At 71.5% G+C, this 17,484-nt stretch carries 20 protein-coding genes and 2 riboswitches; of the genes, 9 read left to right on the top strand and 11 right to left on the bottom strand.

All coding sequences use genetic code 11. The features are described from left to right. The first annotated feature begins 5 nt into the window (after positions 1–5). Positions 6–127: riboswitch (TPP riboswitch) on the top strand. Together thiC and thiD (HUT10_RS31495) are read left to right on the top strand one after the other, a co-directional pair. Beyond that, entirely contained in the window at positions 121–1,758 is a 1,638-nt protein-coding gene (thiC, locus tag HUT10_RS31500; RefSeq protein WP_303246989.1) for a phosphomethylpyrimidine synthase ThiC, read from the top strand. Its footprint overlaps the riboswitch before it by 7 nt. Beyond that, positions 1,755–2,552 (top strand): bifunctional hydroxymethylpyrimidine kinase/phosphomethylpyrimidine kinase, encoded by a 798-nt coding sequence (thiD, locus tag HUT10_RS31495; protein WP_176174513.1) that lies wholly within the window; start codon positions 1,755–1,757, stop codon positions 2,550–2,552. The genes thiC and thiD (HUT10_RS31495) overlap by 4 nt, the downstream gene beginning before the upstream one ends. Here the strand turns inward: thiD (HUT10_RS31495) and HUT10_RS31490 are convergent. The 3 genes from HUT10_RS31490 to HUT10_RS31480 all read right to left on the bottom strand — a co-directional run bounded on the left by HUT10_RS31490 (position 2,495) and on the right by HUT10_RS31480 (position 3,812). Then, positions 2,495–3,196, bottom strand: a complete 702-nt coding sequence (locus HUT10_RS31490; protein WP_176174512.1) for a DUF6338 family protein — start codon at positions 3,194–3,196, stop codon at positions 2,495–2,497. The two genes, thiD (HUT10_RS31495) and HUT10_RS31490, sit on opposite strands and share 58 nt — an antisense overlap. Beyond that, a complete protein-coding gene (locus HUT10_RS31485) occupies positions 3,193–3,354 on the bottom strand; it encodes a hypothetical protein (RefSeq protein WP_176174511.1) in 162 nt (53 codons plus the stop codon). The genes HUT10_RS31490 and HUT10_RS31485 overlap by 4 nt, the downstream gene beginning before the upstream one ends. 62 nt (positions 3,355–3,416) lie before the next feature. Continuing rightward, a complete protein-coding gene (locus HUT10_RS31480; RefSeq protein ID WP_176174510.1) occupies positions 3,417–3,812 on the bottom strand; it encodes a helix-turn-helix domain-containing protein in 396 nt (131 codons plus the stop codon). 91 nt (positions 3,813–3,903) lie between these two features. On the opposite strand from HUT10_RS31480, the gene HUT10_RS31475 reads away from it, so the two are divergent. Next, positions 3,904–4,827 carry an NADP-dependent oxidoreductase gene (locus HUT10_RS31475; protein ID WP_176174509.1) on the top strand — a complete coding sequence of 308 codons (924 nt, stop codon included), beginning with the start codon at positions 3,904–3,906 and terminating at the stop codon, positions 4,825–4,827. On the opposite strand, the gene HUT10_RS31470 is transcribed toward HUT10_RS31475, so the two are convergent. Next, positions 4,824–5,834 (bottom strand): phosphatidylinositol-specific phospholipase C domain-containing protein, encoded by a 1,011-nt coding sequence (locus HUT10_RS31470; protein WP_176174508.1) that lies wholly within the window; start codon positions 5,832–5,834, stop codon positions 4,824–4,826. The genes HUT10_RS31475 and HUT10_RS31470 overlap by 4 nt on opposite strands. A gap of 105 nt (positions 5,835–5,939) precedes the next feature. Between HUT10_RS31470 and thiD (HUT10_RS31465) the strand changes: the two genes are divergently transcribed. Continuing rightward, entirely contained in the window at positions 5,940–6,767 is an 828-nt protein-coding gene (thiD, locus tag HUT10_RS31465) for a bifunctional hydroxymethylpyrimidine kinase/phosphomethylpyrimidine kinase (RefSeq protein ID WP_176174507.1), read from the top strand. Positions 6,768–6,826: 59 nt separating this feature from the next. Then, complete coding sequence (locus tag HUT10_RS31460; RefSeq protein WP_176174506.1) at positions 6,827–7,633, top strand: ion transporter; 807 nt, start codon at positions 6,827–6,829, stop codon at positions 7,631–7,633. On the opposite strand, the gene HUT10_RS31455 is transcribed toward HUT10_RS31460, so the two are convergent. The 4 genes from HUT10_RS31455 to thiO all read right to left on the bottom strand — a co-directional run bounded on the left by HUT10_RS31455 (position 7,630) and on the right by thiO (position 10,234). Further along, positions 7,630–8,058, bottom strand: a complete 429-nt coding sequence (locus tag HUT10_RS31455) for a MarR family winged helix-turn-helix transcriptional regulator (protein WP_086846856.1) — start codon at positions 8,056–8,058, stop codon at positions 7,630–7,632. The genes HUT10_RS31460 and HUT10_RS31455 overlap by 4 nt on opposite strands. 141 nt (positions 8,059–8,199) lie before the next feature. Then, positions 8,200–8,958 (bottom strand): thiazole synthase, encoded by a 759-nt coding sequence (locus tag HUT10_RS31450; RefSeq protein WP_176174505.1) that lies wholly within the window; start codon positions 8,956–8,958, stop codon positions 8,200–8,202. Positions 8,959–8,960: 2 nt separating this feature from the next. Continuing rightward, positions 8,961–9,161, bottom strand: coding sequence for a sulfur carrier protein ThiS (gene thiS / locus HUT10_RS31445; RefSeq protein ID WP_176174504.1), 201 nt, complete (start codon positions 9,159–9,161; stop codon positions 8,961–8,963). Continuing rightward, positions 9,161–10,234, bottom strand: coding sequence for a glycine oxidase ThiO (thiO, locus tag HUT10_RS31440; protein ID WP_176174503.1), 1,074 nt, complete (start codon positions 10,232–10,234; stop codon positions 9,161–9,163). The genes thiS and thiO overlap by 1 nt, the downstream gene beginning before the upstream one ends. Further along, positions 10,228–10,333: riboswitch (TPP riboswitch) on the bottom strand. Its footprint overlaps the gene before it by 7 nt. A gap of 111 nt (positions 10,334–10,444) precedes the next feature. Between thiO and thiE the strand changes: the two genes are divergently transcribed. After that, positions 10,445–11,104, top strand: a complete 660-nt coding sequence (gene thiE, locus HUT10_RS31435; protein ID WP_176174502.1) for a thiamine phosphate synthase — start codon at positions 10,445–10,447, stop codon at positions 11,102–11,104. A 1-nt stretch (position 11,105) separates the two neighbouring features. Here the strand turns inward: thiE and HUT10_RS31430 are convergent, their stop codons facing one another. Next, a complete protein-coding gene (locus tag HUT10_RS31430; protein WP_176174501.1) occupies positions 11,106–11,843 on the bottom strand; it encodes a hypothetical protein in 738 nt (245 codons plus the stop codon). A gap of 147 nt (positions 11,844–11,990) precedes the next feature. Between HUT10_RS31430 and HUT10_RS31425 the strand changes: the two genes are divergently transcribed. Beyond that, the gene (locus HUT10_RS31425; RefSeq protein ID WP_176174500.1) at positions 11,991–12,941 is read left to right on the top strand and encodes a threonine/serine dehydratase; all 951 of its coding nucleotides are present in this window, start codon (positions 11,991–11,993) and stop codon (positions 12,939–12,941) included. On the opposite strand, the gene HUT10_RS31420 is transcribed toward HUT10_RS31425, so the two are convergent. Then, positions 12,938–14,467, bottom strand: a complete 1,530-nt coding sequence (locus HUT10_RS31420; RefSeq protein WP_176174499.1) for an MFS transporter — start codon at positions 14,465–14,467, stop codon at positions 12,938–12,940. The genes HUT10_RS31425 and HUT10_RS31420 overlap by 4 nt on opposite strands. 43 nt (positions 14,468–14,510) lie before the next feature. After that, a complete protein-coding gene (locus tag HUT10_RS31415; protein WP_091318606.1) occupies positions 14,511–15,266 on the bottom strand; it encodes a GntR family transcriptional regulator in 756 nt (251 codons plus the stop codon). A 148-nt stretch (positions 15,267–15,414) separates the two neighbouring features. Here HUT10_RS31415 and HUT10_RS31410 point away from each other — a divergent pair, with 148 nt between their 5' ends. Together HUT10_RS31410 and HUT10_RS31405 are read left to right on the top strand one after the other, a co-directional pair. After that, the gene (locus tag HUT10_RS31410; RefSeq protein WP_176174498.1) at positions 15,415–16,461 is read left to right on the top strand and encodes an SIS domain-containing protein; all 1,047 of its coding nucleotides are present in this window, start codon (positions 15,415–15,417) and stop codon (positions 16,459–16,461) included. Beyond that, on the top strand, positions 16,458–17,414 hold the full coding sequence (locus HUT10_RS31405; RefSeq protein WP_176174497.1) for an N-acetylglucosamine kinase: 957 nt from the start codon (positions 16,458–16,460) through the stop codon (positions 17,412–17,414). Before HUT10_RS31410 ends, HUT10_RS31405 begins: the two co-directional genes overlap by 4 nt. The last annotated feature ends 70 nt before the right edge of the window (positions 17,415–17,484 follow it).

The following is a 17,484-nucleotide window of genomic DNA, read 5'->3' as shown; positions in this document are numbered from 1 at the left end:
TGGCACAACACCAACGCGGGAGCTCGCGCCATGGCGGGCTGAGAGGGTGACTTGCGTTTCGCAGGCGTCACCGACCGCATGAACCTGACCGGGTAATGCCGGCGTAGGGAGTGAAAGTCGTTGACGACGCTGGAGAATTCTGCTGCCGTTTCGGTGACGACCGGGCCGATCACCGGCTCGCGCAAGGTGTACCACCAGACCGAATCCGGACTGCGGGTTCCGGCCCGCCGGATCGATCTGTCCAACGGTGAACACTTCGACGTCTACGACACTTCGGGCCCGTACACCGATCCCGAAGCTTCGATCGACGTCCACAGTGGACTGCACCGGCTGCGGGCAGGCTGGGCCGACGGCCGCGAGCACAACACGCAGCTCGGCTGGGCCAAGCAGGGCGTCATCACCCGCGAAATGGAGTACGTCGCGGCGCGCGAACGGGTTTCGCCCGAGTTCGTCCGCGACGAGGTCGCCCGCGGCCGCGCGGTGATCCCGGTCAACCGCAGGCACCCCGAGTCCGAGCCGATGATCATCGGGAAGAACTTCCTGGTGAAGATCAACGCCAACATGGGCAACTCGGCCGTCTGGTCGTCGGTCGAGGAAGAGGTCGACAAGATGGTCTGGGCGACCCGCTGGGGCGCCGACACAATCATGGACCTCTCCACCGGCAAGCGGATCCACGAGACGCGCGAGTGGATCATCCGCAACTCGCCGGTCCCGGTCGGCACCGTGCCGATCTACCAGGCGCTGGAAAAGGTCAACGGGGAGCCGGAAAAGCTGTCGTGGGAGGTGTACCGCGACACGATCGTCGAGCAGTGCGAGCAGGGTGTCGACTACGTCACCGTGCACGCCGGCGTGCTGCTGCGGTACATCCCGCTGACCGCGCGGCGCGTCACCGGGATCGTCAGCCGCGGCGGTTCGATCATGGCCGCGTGGTGCCTCGCGCACCACCAGGAGTCCTTTTTGTACACGCACTTCGAGGAGCTCTGCGAGATCCTGCGGCAGTACGACGTCACGTTCTCCTTGGGTGACGGCCTGCGCCCGGGGTCCATTGCGGACGCCAACGACCGCGCCCAGTTCGCCGAGCTGGAGACCCTGGGCGAGCTGACGCACATCGCGCGTTCGCACGACGTCCAGGTGATGATCGAGGGCCCCGGCCACGTGCCGATGCACAAGATCAAGGAGAACGTCGAGCTCGAGGAAAAGCTCTGCGGCGAGGCGCCGTTCTACACCCTCGGTCCACTTGCGACGGACATCGCCCCGGCCTACGACCACATCACGTCGGCCATCGGCGCGGCCCAGATCGGCTGGTACGGCACGGCGATGCTGTGTTACGTGACGCCGAAGGAGCACCTCGGCCTGCCCAACCGCGACGACGTGAAGACCGGCGTGATCACGTACAAGATCGCGGCGCACGCGGCGGACCTGGCCAAGGGGCACAAGTACGCGCAGGAGTGGGACGACGAGCTGTCTAAGGCGCGCTTCGAGTTCCGCTGGAACGACCAGTTCAACCTGTCGCTCGACCCGGACACCGCGCGTTCGTTCCACGACGAGACGCTGCCCGCCGAGCCGGCCAAGACCGCGCACTTCTGCTCGATGTGCGGCCCGAAGTTCTGCTCGATGCGGATCACGCAGGACGTCCGCAAGTACGCCGAGGAGCACGGCCTGTCCACAGTGGAGGCCATCGAGGCCGGCATGGCGTCGAAGTCGGCCGAGTTCACCGAGTCCGGCGGGCAGGTCTACCTGCCGGTGGTGCAGCCGTGACACCGAGGACCGCCCTCACCATCGCCGGCTCGGATTCCGGCGGTGGTGCGGGCGTCCAGGCGGATCTCAGGACGTTCTTCGCGCACGGGGTGCACGGGCTGGTCGCACTGACCGCGGTCACCGTGCAGAACTCGCTGGGCGTGCAGGGTTTCACCGAGATCCCGGCGGACGTGGTCTCGGCGCAGATCAAGGCGGTGGCGTCGGACATGGGCGTCGACGCGGCCAAGACGGGCATGCTGGCTTCCGCGGAGATCATCCGCGCGGTGGCGAAGACCCTCGACGAGGTCGAGGTCGGCCCGTTCGTGGTCGACCCGGTCGCGGCCTCGATGACGGGTGATCCGCTGCTGCGCGAGGACGCCCTGGAGGCGATCCGCACGGAGCTGTTCCCGCGAGCGACGCTGATCACGCCGAACCTGGACGAAGTCCGGTTGCTGACGGGCGTTTCGGTGGTCGACGCGGCTTCCCAGCGAGCCGCGGCCGAGGCCCTGCTGGAGTTCGGTTCCCAGTGGGTCCTGGTCAAGGGCGGCCACATGCAGGGTACGGCCGAGTGCGTGGACCTGCTGACGGACGGCCACGAGTACATCGCGCTGAGCGGCCCGCGGTACGAGACGGACAACACCCACGGCGGCGGCGACACGCTGGCCTCGGCGATCACGGCGTCGCTCGCGAAGGGCGCTTCGGTCCCGGACGCCGTGGCGGCCGGGAAGAAGTTCATCGAGCGGTGCGTCGCGGAGGCTTACCCGCTGGGTGCGGGCGTGGGCCCGGTCTCCCCGTTCTGGGTGCTGGAGCGCTGAGGCACCGGCCGGTACTCCACACTGATCACTTCGATCTCGGAGCCGCGGAGGAGCACGCGGTCGTAGGCCGCGGGCAGCGGGGTGAGCGAGCTGTCGCCATCGGGCTTGACCGCCAGCGGCTTGGTCAGCAGGAGCTCGCGGTCGGCCGCCGCCAGGTCGGCGGTGAAGTTCTCGACCTGCCCGGTGTACACGAGGCCACTGGTCAGCCGCACGCGGACGAACACGGCGTGCCCGGCGGGCACGCCGTCGCGGAACGCCATCCCCCACGCGCTGACCTTCCGGAACGCCTCGCCGGTCCGCCGGGCGAGGAGCTTGTGCAACCCGAACGCGAGCAGGTGCGAGACGACGGTCGCCGCCACGATCGTCAGGATCACCTGCCCGTAGTGGTCGGCCAGGTAGGTGTTGCCGCCGAGGAGCATCGCCCGGGGATCGAAGAACAACCGGGGGAACAGCCACCGCACGCCCAGCAGCAGGACGAGGGTCACCAAGGTGAACCCCAGGCTGCCGAGCGCCACCCGGCCGAACTCGCGGAACGCGGACTCCGCGGCCTCGACCCGGCGCCGAGCCCCGAGCAGGTCGAAGAACAGGCCCGGCGCGACGACGATCAGGAACAGGACGACGGCGAGCCAGGTGCCGGGGATCATCCGGGGTAGTCGGGCGGGTTGCGGTCGTCGTCCGCGCCGGCGGGGCCGGGTGGGGCGTCGGGATCGGGCTCCCGGTCGGCCCGCTTGAGCAACTCCCGGAGCACGACGCGCGGGGTGGCGAGAACCCCGTTGAGCGCGGCCAACACGTTCTCGAGCACCACGACCACCTCCAGGTTGCCGACGGGGCACCCGGTGAGTCGCCGCGACCGGGCGGCCCGTTTCAGCGGACCGGCTGCAGCTCCCGGCCGTCGTACTCCTCGCGGGCCGAGCGAATCCGCCCGAAGTTCGCCTGTGACCAGTTGCTCAGCGCTATCAGGTGCGCCCCGACCTCCGCGCCCATCTCCGTCAGTGCGTACTCCACCGTCGGCGGCGTTGTCGGGTACACCGTCCTCGTCACGAAGCCGTCGCGCTCCAGCTGGCGGAGGTTCTGGGTCAGCATCTTCTGGCTGATTCCGTCCACCGCGCGGCGCAGCTCGCCGAAGCGGTGCGGGCCGCGGGCCAGTGCGCCCAGGACCAACGCCGTCCACTTGTTGGCCAGCAGGTCCAGCACGTCCCGGCACGGGCAGTTGCGGAGGTACACGTCCCAGGGTCCGCCCTGGTCACAGGTGGTATCCATCAGGTACCTACTGTACCAACTAGTGCCTTCTGGCGAAAAGTGACCAAGGACCTGAGGATGGGGGTGCACCCGAACAGAAGGAGAAAGACCGATGCGCATCGTGACCCAGCAGGCACTCGGCGGGCCGGAGGTGCTCCGCGTCACCGAGGCACCGCGCCCCGAACCCGGGCCGACCGAGGTCCTGGTGCGGGTGAAGGCCGCCGGGATCAACCCCGTCGACTGGAAGGTGCGGCGGGGCGGTGGGTTCCTCGGCGAGCCGCCGTTCACCGTCGGCTGGGACGTGGCCGGCGTCGTGGAACAGGCCGGCTTCGGCGCGACCGGCGTCCAGGAGGGCGACGAAGTACTCGGCATGCCGTGGTTCCCGCGGCCGGCCAGCGCCTACGCCGAGTACGTCACCGCGCCTTCGCGGCACTTCGTGCGCAAGCCGGCCGGGCTGTCGTTCGCCGAGGCCGCCGCGCTGCCGCTGGCCGGGCTGACCGCATGGCAGGGCCTGATCGACGTCGCCGGTGTCCACAAGGGACAGCGGGTGTTCGTCGACGCCGCCGCGGGCGGGGTCGGGCACCTCGCCGTGCAGATCGCCAAGGCGCGCGAGGCGCACGTCATCGGCACCGCCAGCGCGAAGAAGCACGATTTCCTGCGCGAACTCGGTGTCGACGAACCGATCGACTACCACGACGAAACCGCCACCACGTCCGATGTGGACGTCTACTTCGGACTCGTCGGCGAGGAGAGCGACCTGCGCTGGCTGCCCGCGGTCAAGGAGGGCGGCCTGCTGATCGGCGTGCCGAGCGGGGTCGGTGACCGCGTGGAAAAGGCCGCCGCGGAAAGGAAAGTGCGGACGAAACGGATCCTCGTCGAACCCGACCGCGGCGGGCTGACCGGCCTCGTCGAACTGATCGAGGCCGGCCAGCTGAAGGTCCACGTCGAACGGACGTTCCCGCTGGAAGCCGCCGCCGAGGCGCACGAGCTGGGCGAATCCGGCCGGGTGTCCGGCAAGCTCGTGCTGACCGTCTAACCGCGCGCGAGCACCTGGGGCAGCACCGTCGTGAGCCCGGTCCAGTCCGCGGTGACCACCGACGCGTGCTGCTTCGCCAGGTCGGCGACGCGCTGGTTGGCCTGGTCGACCGTCGGGTTGTGGGCGTCGATGGCCGGCGCGACGTTCTGCCCGTCGGTCATCACCACGTAGTAGTGGTTGGCGTCGTACCACCACGGCCCGGTCTGCGTCACCCACGCGTTCGCGTCGCCGTCGAACACCACGAACCACGGCTTGAGGTCGGCGGTGTACTTGTCCCGCGGGTCACCGCCGGCCGCGCCGTGCACGGTCGGGAAGATGTTCGCGTCGCCGAGCTTGCCAGCGTTCTTGAGCCCGAGCAGGTAACGCGCGTACTCGACGTCCGTGTGAAGCGTGTCGGTCGGGTTCCCCTCTTCAACCGTGCCCGGGATGATCTCGGTGATCACCCGGCCCCGCAACGCGTCCACCGACGGCCAGTTGTCCGCCTTGGCCGCGTCGTCAAGCGTCGCGTACCCACCGAGCAGCTCGGCCGGGCGGAAGGCGACGCTGCCGAGGTGCGACCGGAACGTGGCGTCCAGCTCGTCCGGGCCCATGCCGGTGTTGTCCGAGAAGCCGGTCTTCATCTCCAGCTTGAGCGTGATCGGCGTGTGCCCCGGGTGGGCGGCCAGCCAGATCCGGATGTCGTCGAGGCAGTACTCCAGGTTCTTGTTCTTCCCGCCCGAGTACAGCTGCGCCGCCGAAGTCGCCGCGACGCAGTTGTTGTTGTTCCCCAGCGGGTTCGAGTGGCTGACCTTCCACTCGTGGGTGAAGAAGTCCGGCCAGACGTCCAGCTCGATCAGCGACGAGCCGGCGTCGAGCGCCTGGGCCAGGTAGCCGTAGGCCGCCGGGTCGTAGGTGTTGTGCACGCCGATGGTCGTGACGTGGGACAGCTTGGGACTGTCGGCGTTGGCCGCGGTCGCCCCGGAGAGGGTCAGCGCCGCCGCGAGGAGTACCACCGAGAAGAGCTTCATCCAGGCTCCTTCGAACGTGAGTAACGTTCACAATGTCCCACCGTGGTTGACTGTTGATGAAGCAAAAGAGGCTGATTGGCCTAGACCAGAAGTCGGGAAACCACCATGACGACGAGCCTTCCGACCGCGTTGACGATCGCCGGGTCGGACTCCGGCGGCGCCGCCGGGCTCCAGGCGGACCTGCGCACGTTCCTGACCTGCGGCGTGCACGGCCTGGTCGCGGTCACCGCCGTCACCGTGCAGAACACCCTGGGCGTGCACGACCGCGCCGACCTGCCGCCGCACATCGTGGCCGGGCAGATCGAGGCGGTGGCGGCGGACATGGGCGTCGGCGCGGCGAAGACCGGGATGCTGGCCTCGGCCGAGATCATCCACGCCGTCGCGGCGGCGTGCGACAAGGCCGGAATCGGGCGGGACGAGAAGATCCCGTTCGTCGTCGACCCGGTGGCGGCGTCGATGCACGGCCACCCCCTGTTCGACGAGGCCGGGCTCCACGCCCTGCGCGACGAGCTGCTCCCGCGCGCGACCGTGCTGACGCCGAACCTCGACGAGGTCCGGCTGCTCACCGGGATGACGGTGACCGACCGCGAAGGCATGCACACCGCGGCGGTGGTGCTGCACCGGATGGGGCCGCGGTACGTCCTGGTCAAGAGCGGCCACCTGCAGGCCGACCCGGAGTGCGTGGACCTGCTCTTCGACGGCTCGACGTTTGTGGAGCTGCCGGGCAGGCGCTACTCGACGCCGCACACGCACGGCGCGGGCGACACGATGGCCTCGGCGCTCACCGCGGGCCTGGCCAAGGGCATGTCCGTGGTCGAAGCCGCGCGCTACGGCAAGTGGTTCGTCTCGCACGCGGTCGAGCACGCGTACCCGATGGGCGCGAAGGTCGGCCCGGTCTCCGCCTTCTGGCGGCTGGCTCCCGAGGAGCGCTGAGCACCCACCCGGCTACCATCCCTGCGTTTACTGATCCTTGACCAACGCGAGGGGCGGCCTTGACCGGACGCGAGCGGGTGGCGAAGGTCCTCGAGGGCCGCCGCTTCCAGAACTTCATCATCGCGGTGATCGTCTTCAACGCCGTCACCCTCGGCATGGAGACGTCGACGTCGCTCATGGACGGCTACGGTGGCCTGCTGCACGCCCTCGACCACATCGCGCTGGGCATCTTCGTCGCGGAGCTGCTGGCCAAGTTCTACGCCTACCGCGGCAGCTTCTTCCGCGACAACTGGAACGTCTTCGACCTGCTGGTGGTCGGCATCGCGGTGATCCCGGCGACCGGCCCGTTCGCCGTGCTGCGGTCGCTGCGCGTGCTCCGGGTGCTGCGGCTGATCTCGGTCGTGCCGTCGATGCGCAAGGTCGTCTCCGGGCTGCTCGCGGCGATCCCCGGCATGGCGTCGATCGCCGCGCTGCTCGCGCTGATCATCTTCGTGGCCGGGGTGATGGCGACGAAGCTGTTCGGCGCGATCGACCCCGGCGACTTCGGCGACCTCGGCACTTCGCTGTTCACCCTGTTCCAGGTGATGACCGGCGAAGCGTGGCCGGACATCGCGAAGACCATCATGGAACAGGCGCCGCTGGCCTGGATCTTCTTCGTCGTCTACATCCTGGTGTCCAGCTTCGCGGTGCTGAACCTGTTCATCGCCGTCGTGGTCAGCGGCATGGAGGACGAGCTGCGCCAAGACATCCGCGAAGAGGAGGCGAAGCAGGCCGAAGCGCAGGCCGCGGCGAACCAGGAGATCCTCGACGAGCTCCGCGCCCTGCGCGCGGAGCTGGCCGAACTGCGGCAGGAGAAAGCGGCTTAGTCGTCCGCGATCAGGGCTTCGAGCGCCGGCAGCGCCGCCAGCAGCGCTTCCCGGTGGTCCGGCGAGAGCCGGTCGAGGCGGCGGTTGAGTTCCTGGACCCGCGTCGACCGGACGCCGGACACCAGCCGCTCGCCCTCTTCGGTCGCCTTCGCCAGCCAGGCGCGGCGATCGACCGGGTCGGACTCACGGCTGACGTACCCCGCTTCGACAAGGGACGCGATGATCCGCGACATCGTCGCCGCGGCCACGCCCTCCTTGGCCGCGAGGTCACCGAGGCGCAGCTGGCCCGCGTGCACCAGCGTCGCCAGCGCCGAGATGGCGCCGTGGCCCGGGCCCGGCACGCCGGCCTGGCGCAGTGACCGGGACAGCCTGCCCACGGCGAGGTACAACCTGCCCGAGACGTCCTGGACCGATGTGCTCGTCACGGCTGGCTCCTTCTGCCCTCGCCCCGCCGCGGGTGCGCCGGAAAGTGCCGTCCACCTTACGGGTTCCAGGTCACGCTCCGCGTTAAGGCGCGGTGTTATACCGGGGCTCCGCCACCCGGAGCCCCCCAAAGCAGCAGTGGTTCACCGAGGTGGACTCGACGCTTGCGCCCAGAAGCGCTGCGGCACCCGGCCGGCCTCGCGGGCCAGCCGGCCGGCGACGACACCGGCGCGCATCGCCGCGGCCATCCGCTCCGGATCGGCCGCCCGGGTGACCGCCGTGGACAGCAGGACGGCGTCGCAGCCGAGCTCCATCGCCAGTGTCGCGTCCGAGGCCGTGCCGATTCCGGCGTCCAGGATCACCGGGACGCCCGCCCGCGACACGATCAGCTCGATGTTGTGCGGATTCCGGATCCCGAGGCCGGTGCCGATCGGCGCGCCCAGCGGCATCACCGCGGCGCAACCCGCCTCCTCCAGCCGCAGCGCGAGCACCGGGTCGTCGTTCGTGTAGACGAACACGGTGAACCCGTCGGCGACCAGGCGTTCGGCGGCGTCGAGGGTCTCGATCGGGTCCGGCAGCAGCGTCCGGTCGTCGGCGTGCACCTCGAGCTTGACCAGGTCGGTTTCCAGCGCCTCGCGCGCGAGCTGGGCGGTGAGCACGGCCTCGGCGGCCGTGCGGCAGCCCGCGGTGTTCGGCAGCAGCTCGATGCCGAGCCGCTTGAGGAGCTCAAGGACGCCCGAGCCGCCTTCGGCGTCGGCGCGGCGCATGGCGACCGTGGTCAGCTCGGTGCCGGACGCCACCAGCGCACGTTCCAGCACGGCGAGGTTGGCCGCGCCGCCGGTGCCGATGATCAGCCGGGACGTCAGCTTGGTCGCGCCGATGACCAGCGGTTCCACGTCCATTTTCAGCCTCCCTGGACCGCGGTGAGCACGTCGAGGACCGCCCCCTTGGGCACGGCGGTGGCCGCCCAGTCGGCGCGGCGGACGACCACGCCGTCGACCGCGACGGCGATGCCCGGCCGCGCCCCGCCGGTGCGGTCGAGGACGTCGGCGACGGTGGCTCCGTCCGGGAACTCCGTCCACTCGCCGTTGAGCTTGATCTCCATCACACGTGCTCCTTCTGGTGCAGGCGGGCGGGGGACGCGGCCGCGGTGCCCTCCGGCGGCTCGTCCCCGTCGAGCCAGGCGACCACGGCGTCCGCGGTCACCGGGGCCATCAGCAGGCCGTTGCGGTGGTGCCCGGTCGCGGCGAACACCCGGCCGTCCAAGGCACCGAGGTACGGCAGCGCGTCCCGGCTGCCTGCCCGCAGGCCGGCGGCGGTCTCGGTCAGCTCGTACTCGGTGATCGCGGGGAAGACGCGCTCGGCGCCTTCGAGCAGCTCGCGCACGCCGCGGGCGGTGACGGCCCGGTCGAACCCGGCCTCGTACTGGGTGGCGCCGAGGACGAGCTCGGCGTCACCGCGCGGGACGAGGTAGATCGGGCGGCCTTCGACGACGGCCCGGACGGTGTGCGTTGGCGGCGGCAGGCAGCCGCGACGGGGCTTGAGCCGGAGGATTTCGCCCTTGAGCGGGCGGACGGCGTCGGCGAGCAGCGGGTGCAGCCGCCCGGTCCAGGCGCCCGCGGCGAGCACGACGGCTTCGGCGTCCGGGAGCTCTTCGACGCGCTCCCGGACGAACCGGACTCGGTGTTCGACGCAGGCGGCGTAGAGGGCGTCGAGGAGTTTCCGGTTGTCCACGGCCAGGTCACCGGGCACGTGGAGTCCACTTCGGACGGATCCGAGACCGGGCTCGAGCCGCTTGGCCTCCCGGCCGGTGAGCCGCTCCGCCGCGCGGCCGAGCCCGTGCAGGTGACCGGCCAGGATGTCCAGGTGACCGGCGTCGGCGCTGTCGAAGGCGACGACGAGCGTGCCGTGCGCGGCCAAGCCGGGGTCGAAGCCCTCTTCGGCGAGGTCACGGGCGAAGCCGGGCCAGCGTTCGAGCGATTCTTCGCCGAGGCGGAGGACGTCCTCCTCGCCCGGCCAGGCCTCGGTGACCGGGGCGAGCATGCCCCCGGCCAGCCAGGACGCGCCGCCGCGGGCGGGTTCGGGGTCGTGGAGGGTGACGCTGCGGCCGGTGCGCGCGGCGCGCCACGCGGCGGCGAGGCCGATCACGCCGCCGCCCACCACTGCCAGGTTCGTCATGGAATCACGCTCCCTGCGCCGGCATGACCCGGATCAGGTTCCACGGTCGGAGCGGCAGCTCCCTCTCAGCCCGTGCCTCGGGCTCCCGTGCGGACACCTTCACCCTACTGCGCCGTTCGTCGATAATCCAACCGCGGGCGCGGCCGGATGGCTTTCGTGGCAACGGGCGCGCGACGCCTGCTTCGGTCGGCGCGGGGTACGGTCGCCGCTATGCCCGCCCTCTCCGGTGACAAGATCCGCGCCCGCCTCGACTCGGCGCGCCTGTACCTCTGCACGGACGCCCGCACGACCCACGGCGACCTGGCCGCCTTCGCCGACGCGGCCCTGGCCGGCGGGGTCGACATCATCCAGCTGCGCGACAAGACCGGTGCGCTGGAGGCGGCCGGCGAGATCGCGGCGCTGGAGGTGCTGGCGGAGGCGTGCGCCCGGCACGGCGCGCTGCTGTCGGTGAACGACCGCGCCGACGTGGCCTTGGCCGTCGGTGCCGACGTGCTCCACCTGGGCCAGGACGACATCCCGGTGCCGCTGGCCCGCCGGATCCTCGGCGACGACGTGGTGATCGGCCGCTCGACGCACTCGCTGGACCAGGCCCTCTCCGCGGCCGCGGAGCCGGGCGTCGACTACTTCTGCACGGGCCCGTGCTGGCCGACGCCGACGAAGCCGGGCCGCCCCGCGCCCGGCCTCGACCTGGTCCGCGACACGGCGGCGTGGGCACCGGACCGGCCGTGGTTCGCCATCGGCGGCATCGACGGCGACCGGCTGCCGTCGGTGCTGGAGGCCGGGGCGTCGCGGATCGTGGTGGTCCGGGCGATCACCGAAGCCGAGGACCCGGAGGCGGCGGCCCGCGAGCTGCGGGCGCGCCTGGCCTGAGTCACGGCGTCGGCGTCGTTGCGGCGGCGCCCTTGCTGGTCGGCGGGGTCGCCGTGGTCGACGGGACCTCGGTCGACGGCTGTTCCGTCGTCGTGCTCGGGGTGGTCGTCGGGGTCTCGGACGACGTCGCCGGCGCGGTCGAGGTCGGCGTCGTGGTCGTCTCCGTCGGGGACACCTGCGTGTCGTCCGTGCTGGTCGGCGAGGTGGTCGACGGCGTCTTGCCCTGGTGGCCGCCGGTGCCGCCGAGGATCCTGCCGATGCTCGAACCCGTTCCGCCGCCGATCTGGGTGCCGGTGGCCGACTCGAAGCCGACGATCGACAGGATCGCCACCGCGAACGCCGCCAGGCTGGTGCCGATGATCAACGGCCAGCGCAGCTTGCGCAGCCGCGACGGCTCGGGCTTCGCCAGCCGGACGGTCGGCTGGTCGGTGATCGGCACCTCCACAGGTGCCTCCGCCGGCGCCTCCGCCTGCCCGCGCCGCCGGATCCCCGACGTCGCCAGCTGGCGCGCCCGCAGCGCCGCCTCGCGGGTGCGCTCCAGCGAGCGCAGGTACAGCTCGCTGCCGACCGTCGACACCACGCTCGCCACGCCGGCCCCGATCACCGTGCCCGCGACACCCAGCGTCGAACCGAGCAACGCCGCCGTCACCGCCGCCAGCGCCGCTGCCAGCACCTGCGCGAGCCGCAGGCCCTTCTTCTCTTCCTTCTCCTCGGAAGCCGCTTCTTTCTCCTTGGTCATGATCCCGATTCAGGTAGTCCGTGTTCTCCCCTGTCCAACGTTTCAGGCGCGTGAGGCACTCCCCGCGTTGCCACGGCGTGAGGAGGACCACTCCGTCTGTCCATAATAGACACTCCGAACCGAAGGTTTTCTTGACATACTCGGCACATGGAAATGGTGACGATCTCTGACATCGAGGCCGCCGCGAAGCGCGTCGAGGATGTCGCCGTACGCACACCCCTGCTGCTCCAGACCTGGGATCCCCGCGGAACCCTGTGGCTCAAACCCGAAAACCTGCAACCGGTCGGGGCGTTCAAGGTGCGGGGCGCGTTCAACGCCATCGCGGGCCTCGACGACGCGGCCCGTGCCCGCGGCGTGATCGCCTACTCCAGCGGCAACCACGCGCAGGCAGTCGCGTACGCGGCGCAGCGGTACGGCGTGCCCGCGGTGATCGTCGTGCCCGATGTCACGCCGCGGATCAAGGTCGAGGCCACCCTGTCGTACGGCGCCGAGGTGATCGAGGTTCCGATCGGCGAACACGAGGGCAAAGCGCGCGAACTGGCCGCCGAACGCGGGCTGACCCTGGTCCCGCCGTTCGACGACGCGGCCATCATCGCCGGGCAGGGCACGGCGGGTCTGGAGATCGCCGAGGACCTGCCGGACGTCGACGTCGTCCTGGTGCCGGTCAGCGGCGGCGGGCTGGCGGCCGGCGTCGGCACCGCGATCCGGGCCCGCTGCCCGCGGGCCCGCGTGATCGGCGTCGAGCCCGCGCTGGCCGGGGACGCCGCCGACAGCCTCCAGCGGGGCGAGCTGGTCCGGTGGCCGCAGGCCGACCGCGCCCGCACGATCGCCGACGGCCTGCGTTCCCAGCCGTCCGAGCTGACCTTCGCCCACCTGCGGAAAGTCGTGGACCAGATGGTCACGGTCTCCGAAGACGAGATCCGCGAAGCCGTCCGCGTCCTCGCCCGCAAGGCCCGGCTGGTCGCCGAGCCCAGCGGCGCGGTGACGACGGCGGCGTACCTGTTCCACGCCGAGGAGCTGCCGTCCGGGAAGACGGTCGCGCTCGTCTCGGGCGGCAACGCCGACCCGGCGCTGTTCGCCGAGATCCTCGCCGGCTAGGAACCGGCGACCGGGGTCCCGCCGCCGCGGATGTGCGTCGGCGGGCCCTCGACACCGCAGTGGTAGCACTCGCCGAGGTGGGGGCACTCGTCGTCCGGTTCGGCCTGCTCGGCCGGCGGTGGCGCGAGGACGCCGTTGTGGATGCCCAGCGCGATCAGGCCGCCGGCGATCGCCAGTGCCGCGCAGATGACCAGCGCCGTCCGCCAGCCCGCCGTCAGCGCCACGGGGTCCGCGTACGCCTCGCCGGTCAGCCCGGCCGCGGCGGGCAGCACCGCCACCGCCAGCAGGCCGCCCGAGCGGGCGATGGCGTTGTTGACGCCGGACGCCACGCCGGCGTAGCGGTCCGGCGCGGCGGCGAGCACCGTCGCCGTCACCGGGGCCACCACCGTCGCCAGGCCGAGCCCGAACACGACCACCGCGGGCAGCACCGTGCCGAGGTAGGACGCGCCGGGCGCGATGCGCAGCATCAGCAGCATCCCGATGCCGACGACGATCGGCCCGATCACCAGCTGCGCACGCGGGCCGATGCGCTGCGCGAGCGCGCCGGAGCGGCCGGAGAGCAGCAGCATGATCACCGTCAGCGGCAGCCCGGCCAGCCCGGACGCGGTCGGCGAGTAGCCGAGCGACACCTGCAGCTGCATGACCAGCAGCATCATCACGCCGCCGAGTGCGGCGTAGACGACGAAGGTCAGCGCGTTCGAGAGGGTGAACGTGCGGTCGCGGAACAGCGACGGCGGCACCAGCGGCTCGTGCGAGCGGTGCTGGACGACGACGAACGCGGTCAGCCCCGCGATCCCCAGCAGGCCCGCGACCAGCACGATCGGGTCGCCGATGCCGCGGGCGGGCGCTTCCACCAGCGCGCCGGTGATCCCGGCCAAGCCGAGGGCGCCGAGCGCGGCGGCGCCGAAGTCCGGGTGCCCGGTGGCGTCCGGGTCACGGGATTCGGGGACGAACCTGCGGGCCATCAGCACGACGGCAAGCGCGATCGGCACGTTGATCAGGAACGCCAGCCGCCACGACCACACCTGCACGAGGAAGCCGCCGAGCAGCGGCCCGGCGGCGGCCGCGATGCCGCCGAGGCCGGACCAGGCGCCGATCGCGCGGGCGCGGGCGTCGTGCGCGAAGGAGGACTGGAGGATCGCCAGCGAGCCCGGCGTCAGGAGCGCGCCGCCGATCCCCTGGAGGATCCGCATGGCGACGAGCATCTCGGTGGACTGCGCCGCGGCGCACAGCCCGGACGCGACGCCGAACCAGACGACGCCGACGAGGTACATCCGGCGCCTGCCGTACCGGTCGCCGAGCGAACCGGCGACCAGGATCAGCGCGGCGAGCGCCAGCAGATAGCCGTCGAGGATCCACTGGAGCCCGGCCACGGAGGCGTTCAGCTCGGCGCCGATGCGGGGCAGGGCGACGTTGACGATGGTGCCGTCGAGCATCGCCATGCCCGAGCCGAGGATGGTGGTCGCGAGCACGCCGCGGGCGGCGCCGGTACCCCACCGGATCCCGGTGTCTTCAGTGGCAGTCACCCGGCCAACTTCACCTTGACCGGGGACCCCCGTCAACCGCGCCCTACGGCAGCAGCGTCGTCACGAACTTGTAGCGGTCGCCGCGGTAGACCGAGCGGGCGAACTCGACCGGCTTGCCGTCCGTGGCGAACGAGTGCCGGGTCAGCATCAGCACCGGCATGCCGACGTCCGCGCCGAGCATCTCGGCTTCCTGCGGCCCCGCCAGCGACGTCTCGATCGTTTCTTCCGCGCGTTCGAGTTCGACGCCGTAGTGCTCGCGTAGAACGGCGTACAAGGAACCGCCGGCCGAGACGTGCTTGCGCAGCCCGCGGAAACGGCCGAGGGGAAGGTGCGTCGTCTCCAGCGCCATCGGCTGCGAGTCCGCCAGTCGAAGCCGTCGAAGACGAAGGATTTTCGCGCCGGTCCGGATTCCGAGCAGCTTCGCGAGGTCGCCCTCGACCGGCAGTTCCTCGACTTCCAGCAGTTTCGACGACGGCTTCAGGCCCTGCTTGCGCATGTCCTCGGTGTAGGAGGACAACTGCAGCCGCTGGGCGAGCTTCGGCTCGGCGGCGAAGGTGCCCTTGCCCTGCACCCGGTGCAGCCTGCCCTCGGCGGTCAGGTCGGCCAGCGCCTGGCGCACGGTGGTGCGGGAGACCGTGAACTCCCCGGCGAGCGCGCGTTCGGTCGGGATCGGCGACCCCGGCGGCAGCACGTCCAGCAGATCGAGGAGGTGCTGCTTCAACGCCCAGTATTTGGGCTCGCGCTGCCCGCGCATCCCGGCGACGGCGCCCGCCTCGCCCGTGGTGGTGGTCTCCAACATGCCCGGCTCCCTATGTCTTCCCTCATCGCACGCCACGTCCCCGTAAGAAACGTACCCTTTTCCCCAAACGCGCCGCCCCTATAACATTGGTCTAGACCTGACCGACGCCGCCTGAGTCCGGTACATAATGCCGGAGGTGGAGAGGAAAATGATGACCGAACAACGGCCCGGCGCGCACATGGCCGCGGAGATCGCCCAGCAGCCGGACGTCCTGGCCGGACTGGTGGCGCGTCAGGCGGAAATCGCCGAAGTGGCGGAAAAGATCTCACAACGGCCGCCGCGGTTCGCGTTGCTCGCGGCGCGTGGATCGAGCGACCACGCAGCGTTGTACGCGAAGTACCTGATCGAGGTACTCCTCGGCCTTCCGGCGGGTCTGGTTTCCCCGTCCACGGCCACGCTGTACGGCGCGCGGCCCGACCTGCGGGACGTGCTCTTCGTCACGGTCAGCCAGAGCGGCGGCTCCCCCGACCTGATCGAGGTCACCGAAACGGCGCGCCGCCAGGGCGCGCTGACGGTGTCCGTCACCAACACCCCGGACTCCCCGCTGCGGGCGGCGTCCGAGCTCGGCGTCGACATCGGCGCAGGTGTCGAGAAGGCCGTCGCGGCCACCAAGACGTACTCCGCGACGCTGATGGCGCTGTACCTGCTGATCGACGCGGTGCGCGGCGGCAAGGCGGCCGACGCCGAGAAGATCGGCGAGCTGGCGCAGCAGACCCTCGACGGCGCCACCGAGGGCGTGCAGCGCGCGGTCGACCGGTACCGGTTCGTCAACCGGGTCCTCACCACCGCCCGCGGCTACTCGTACGCGACCGCGCTGGAGGCGTCGCTCAAGCTCGCCGAGACCAGCTACCTCGCGGCGCGCGCGTACAGCGGCGCCGACCTCCTCCACGGCCCGGTCGCGGCGGTCGACGACCAGACCGCCGTCCTCGCGGTGACCAGCGCCGGGCACGGCGCCGACGCGATGCGCGAGGTCATCGACGCGGTCGGCAAGCGCGGCGCGGACGTCGTCGCGGTCGGTTCGGCGTCGGCCGAGACCCCGGCGGCGCTGCGCATCGACGTGCCGCAGACCGTCGAGGAGCTGGCGCCGATCCTGGAGATCCTGCCGATCCAGCGGATCGCGCTCGGCCTGTCACTGGCCCGCGGCGGCGACCCGGACAGCCCGCGCGGCCTGCTGAAGGTGACCAAGACGAGGTGAGCTTCGCGATCGGCGTCGACGCCGGCGGAACGTCGACCAGGGCCGCACTGGTCGACGCCACCGGCGCGGTGCTGGGCACCGGGCGTGGCGAAGGGGCCAACCCGAACGCGCACGCGCCCGAGATCGCCGCGGGCCGGATCGCCGGCGCGATCACCGCGGCGCTCGGCGCCCGCGACCCCGGGGCCGTGCGGGCGTGCGTCGTCGGCATGGCCGGGGTCAGCAAGCTGAGCGACCCGGACGTGGCGGCGGTGTTCGACGCGGCGTGGACGCGAATCGGTCTCACGTGTGCCGTCCGGACCGTCGCCGACGCCGAAGTGGCGTACGCGTCGGCGACCCCGGCACCGGACGGGACGGTCGTCGTCGCCGGCACCGGCTCGATCGTCGGCCGGATCCGCGAGCGGCGGCTGGCCGGCACGACCGGCGGCTACGGCTGGCTGCTCGGCGACGAAGGGTCCGCGTTCTGGCTCGGCCGCGAAGCCGTCCGTTCCACTTTGGAGGCACTGGGCCGCGGGAAGCCGCTCGACGGGCTGCCGTCGGCGGTGCTCGAGGCCGCCCTCGGACTGTCCGTTTTGGACATCCGGGACGAAGCCGGGCGGCTGGCCGCCGCCCGCGCGCTGATCACGGCGGCCAACGCCGAGGCGCCCGTCCGGCTCGCCCGGTTCGCCCCGCTGGTGAGCGCCGCGCACGACGCGGGCGAGCCGGCGGCCCGGGAGATCGTCGCCCGCGCGGCCGGGCACCTGGCCGAGAACGCCCTCGCGGCCCGCGAGCCCGGCGAGTCGACCCCGGTCGTGCTCGTCGGCTCGGTGCTCACCGGGGCGAGCCCGGTCGGCGAGCTCGTCCGCCGCCGGTTGGCCGGGCTCGACGTGCTGACCAGCTCCGATGGGGTGCTCGGGGCGGCTTGGCTGGCCGCCGTGGACGCCTTCGGCGAGGGTGCGCCGCGGCCCCCGGCGTAAGGATCTCGAGCAAAACGCGGCGCAAAGACGCGAAAACGTCGACTGAACCCGGGTAGTCCGGGTACCGTAG

It is taken from the genome of Amycolatopsis sp. Hca4 (assembly GCF_013364075.1).
Lineage (GTDB): Bacteria > Actinomycetota > Actinomycetes > Mycobacteriales > Pseudonocardiaceae > Amycolatopsis.
The sequence above is the reverse complement of the archived record's forward strand: the minus strand, read 5'-3'. Positions and strand labels throughout refer to the sequence as shown.

What these genes read in the sequence shown, in the direction of transcription:
- HUT10_RS31490 (WP_176174512.1), bottom strand. Translation starts at nt 3,196, where the DNA reads ATGATCCCCGGCACCTGGCTCGCCGTCGTCCTGTTCCTGATCGTCGTC.
- HUT10_RS31480 (WP_176174510.1), bottom strand. Translation starts at nt 3,812, where the DNA reads ATGGATACCACCTGTGACCAGGGCGGACCCTGGGACGTGTACCTCCGC.
- HUT10_RS31475 (WP_176174509.1), top strand. Translation starts at nt 3,904, where the DNA reads ATGCGCATCGTGACCCAGCAGGCACTCGGCGGGCCGGAGGTGCTCCGC.
- HUT10_RS31470 (WP_176174508.1), bottom strand. Translation starts at nt 5,834, where the DNA reads ATGAAGCTCTTCTCGGTGGTACTCCTCGCGGCGGCGCTGACCCTCTCC.
- thiD (WP_176174507.1), top strand. Translation starts at nt 5,940, where the DNA reads ATGACGACGAGCCTTCCGACCGCGTTGACGATCGCCGGGTCGGACTCC.
- HUT10_RS31450 (WP_176174505.1), bottom strand. Translation starts at nt 8,958, where the DNA reads ATGGACGTGGAACCGCTGGTCATCGGCGCGACCAAGCTGACGTCCCGG.
- thiS (WP_176174504.1), bottom strand. Translation starts at nt 9,161, where the DNA reads ATGGAGATCAAGCTCAACGGCGAGTGGACGGAGTTCCCGGACGGAGCC.
- thiO (WP_176174503.1), bottom strand. Translation starts at nt 10,234, where the DNA reads ATGACGAACCTGGCAGTGGTGGGCGGCGGCGTGATCGGCCTCGCCGCC.
- thiE (WP_176174502.1), top strand. Translation starts at nt 10,445, where the DNA reads ATGCCCGCCCTCTCCGGTGACAAGATCCGCGCCCGCCTCGACTCGGCG.
- HUT10_RS31430 (WP_176174501.1), bottom strand. Translation starts at nt 11,843, where the DNA reads ATGACCAAGGAGAAAGAAGCGGCTTCCGAGGAGAAGGAAGAGAAGAAG.
- HUT10_RS31425 (WP_176174500.1), top strand. Translation starts at nt 11,991, where the DNA reads ATGGAAATGGTGACGATCTCTGACATCGAGGCCGCCGCGAAGCGCGTC.
- HUT10_RS31415 (WP_091318606.1), bottom strand. Translation starts at nt 15,266, where the DNA reads ATGTTGGAGACCACCACCACGGGCGAGGCGGGCGCCGTCGCCGGGATG.
- HUT10_RS31410 (WP_176174498.1), top strand. Translation starts at nt 15,415, where the DNA reads ATGATGACCGAACAACGGCCCGGCGCGCACATGGCCGCGGAGATCGCC.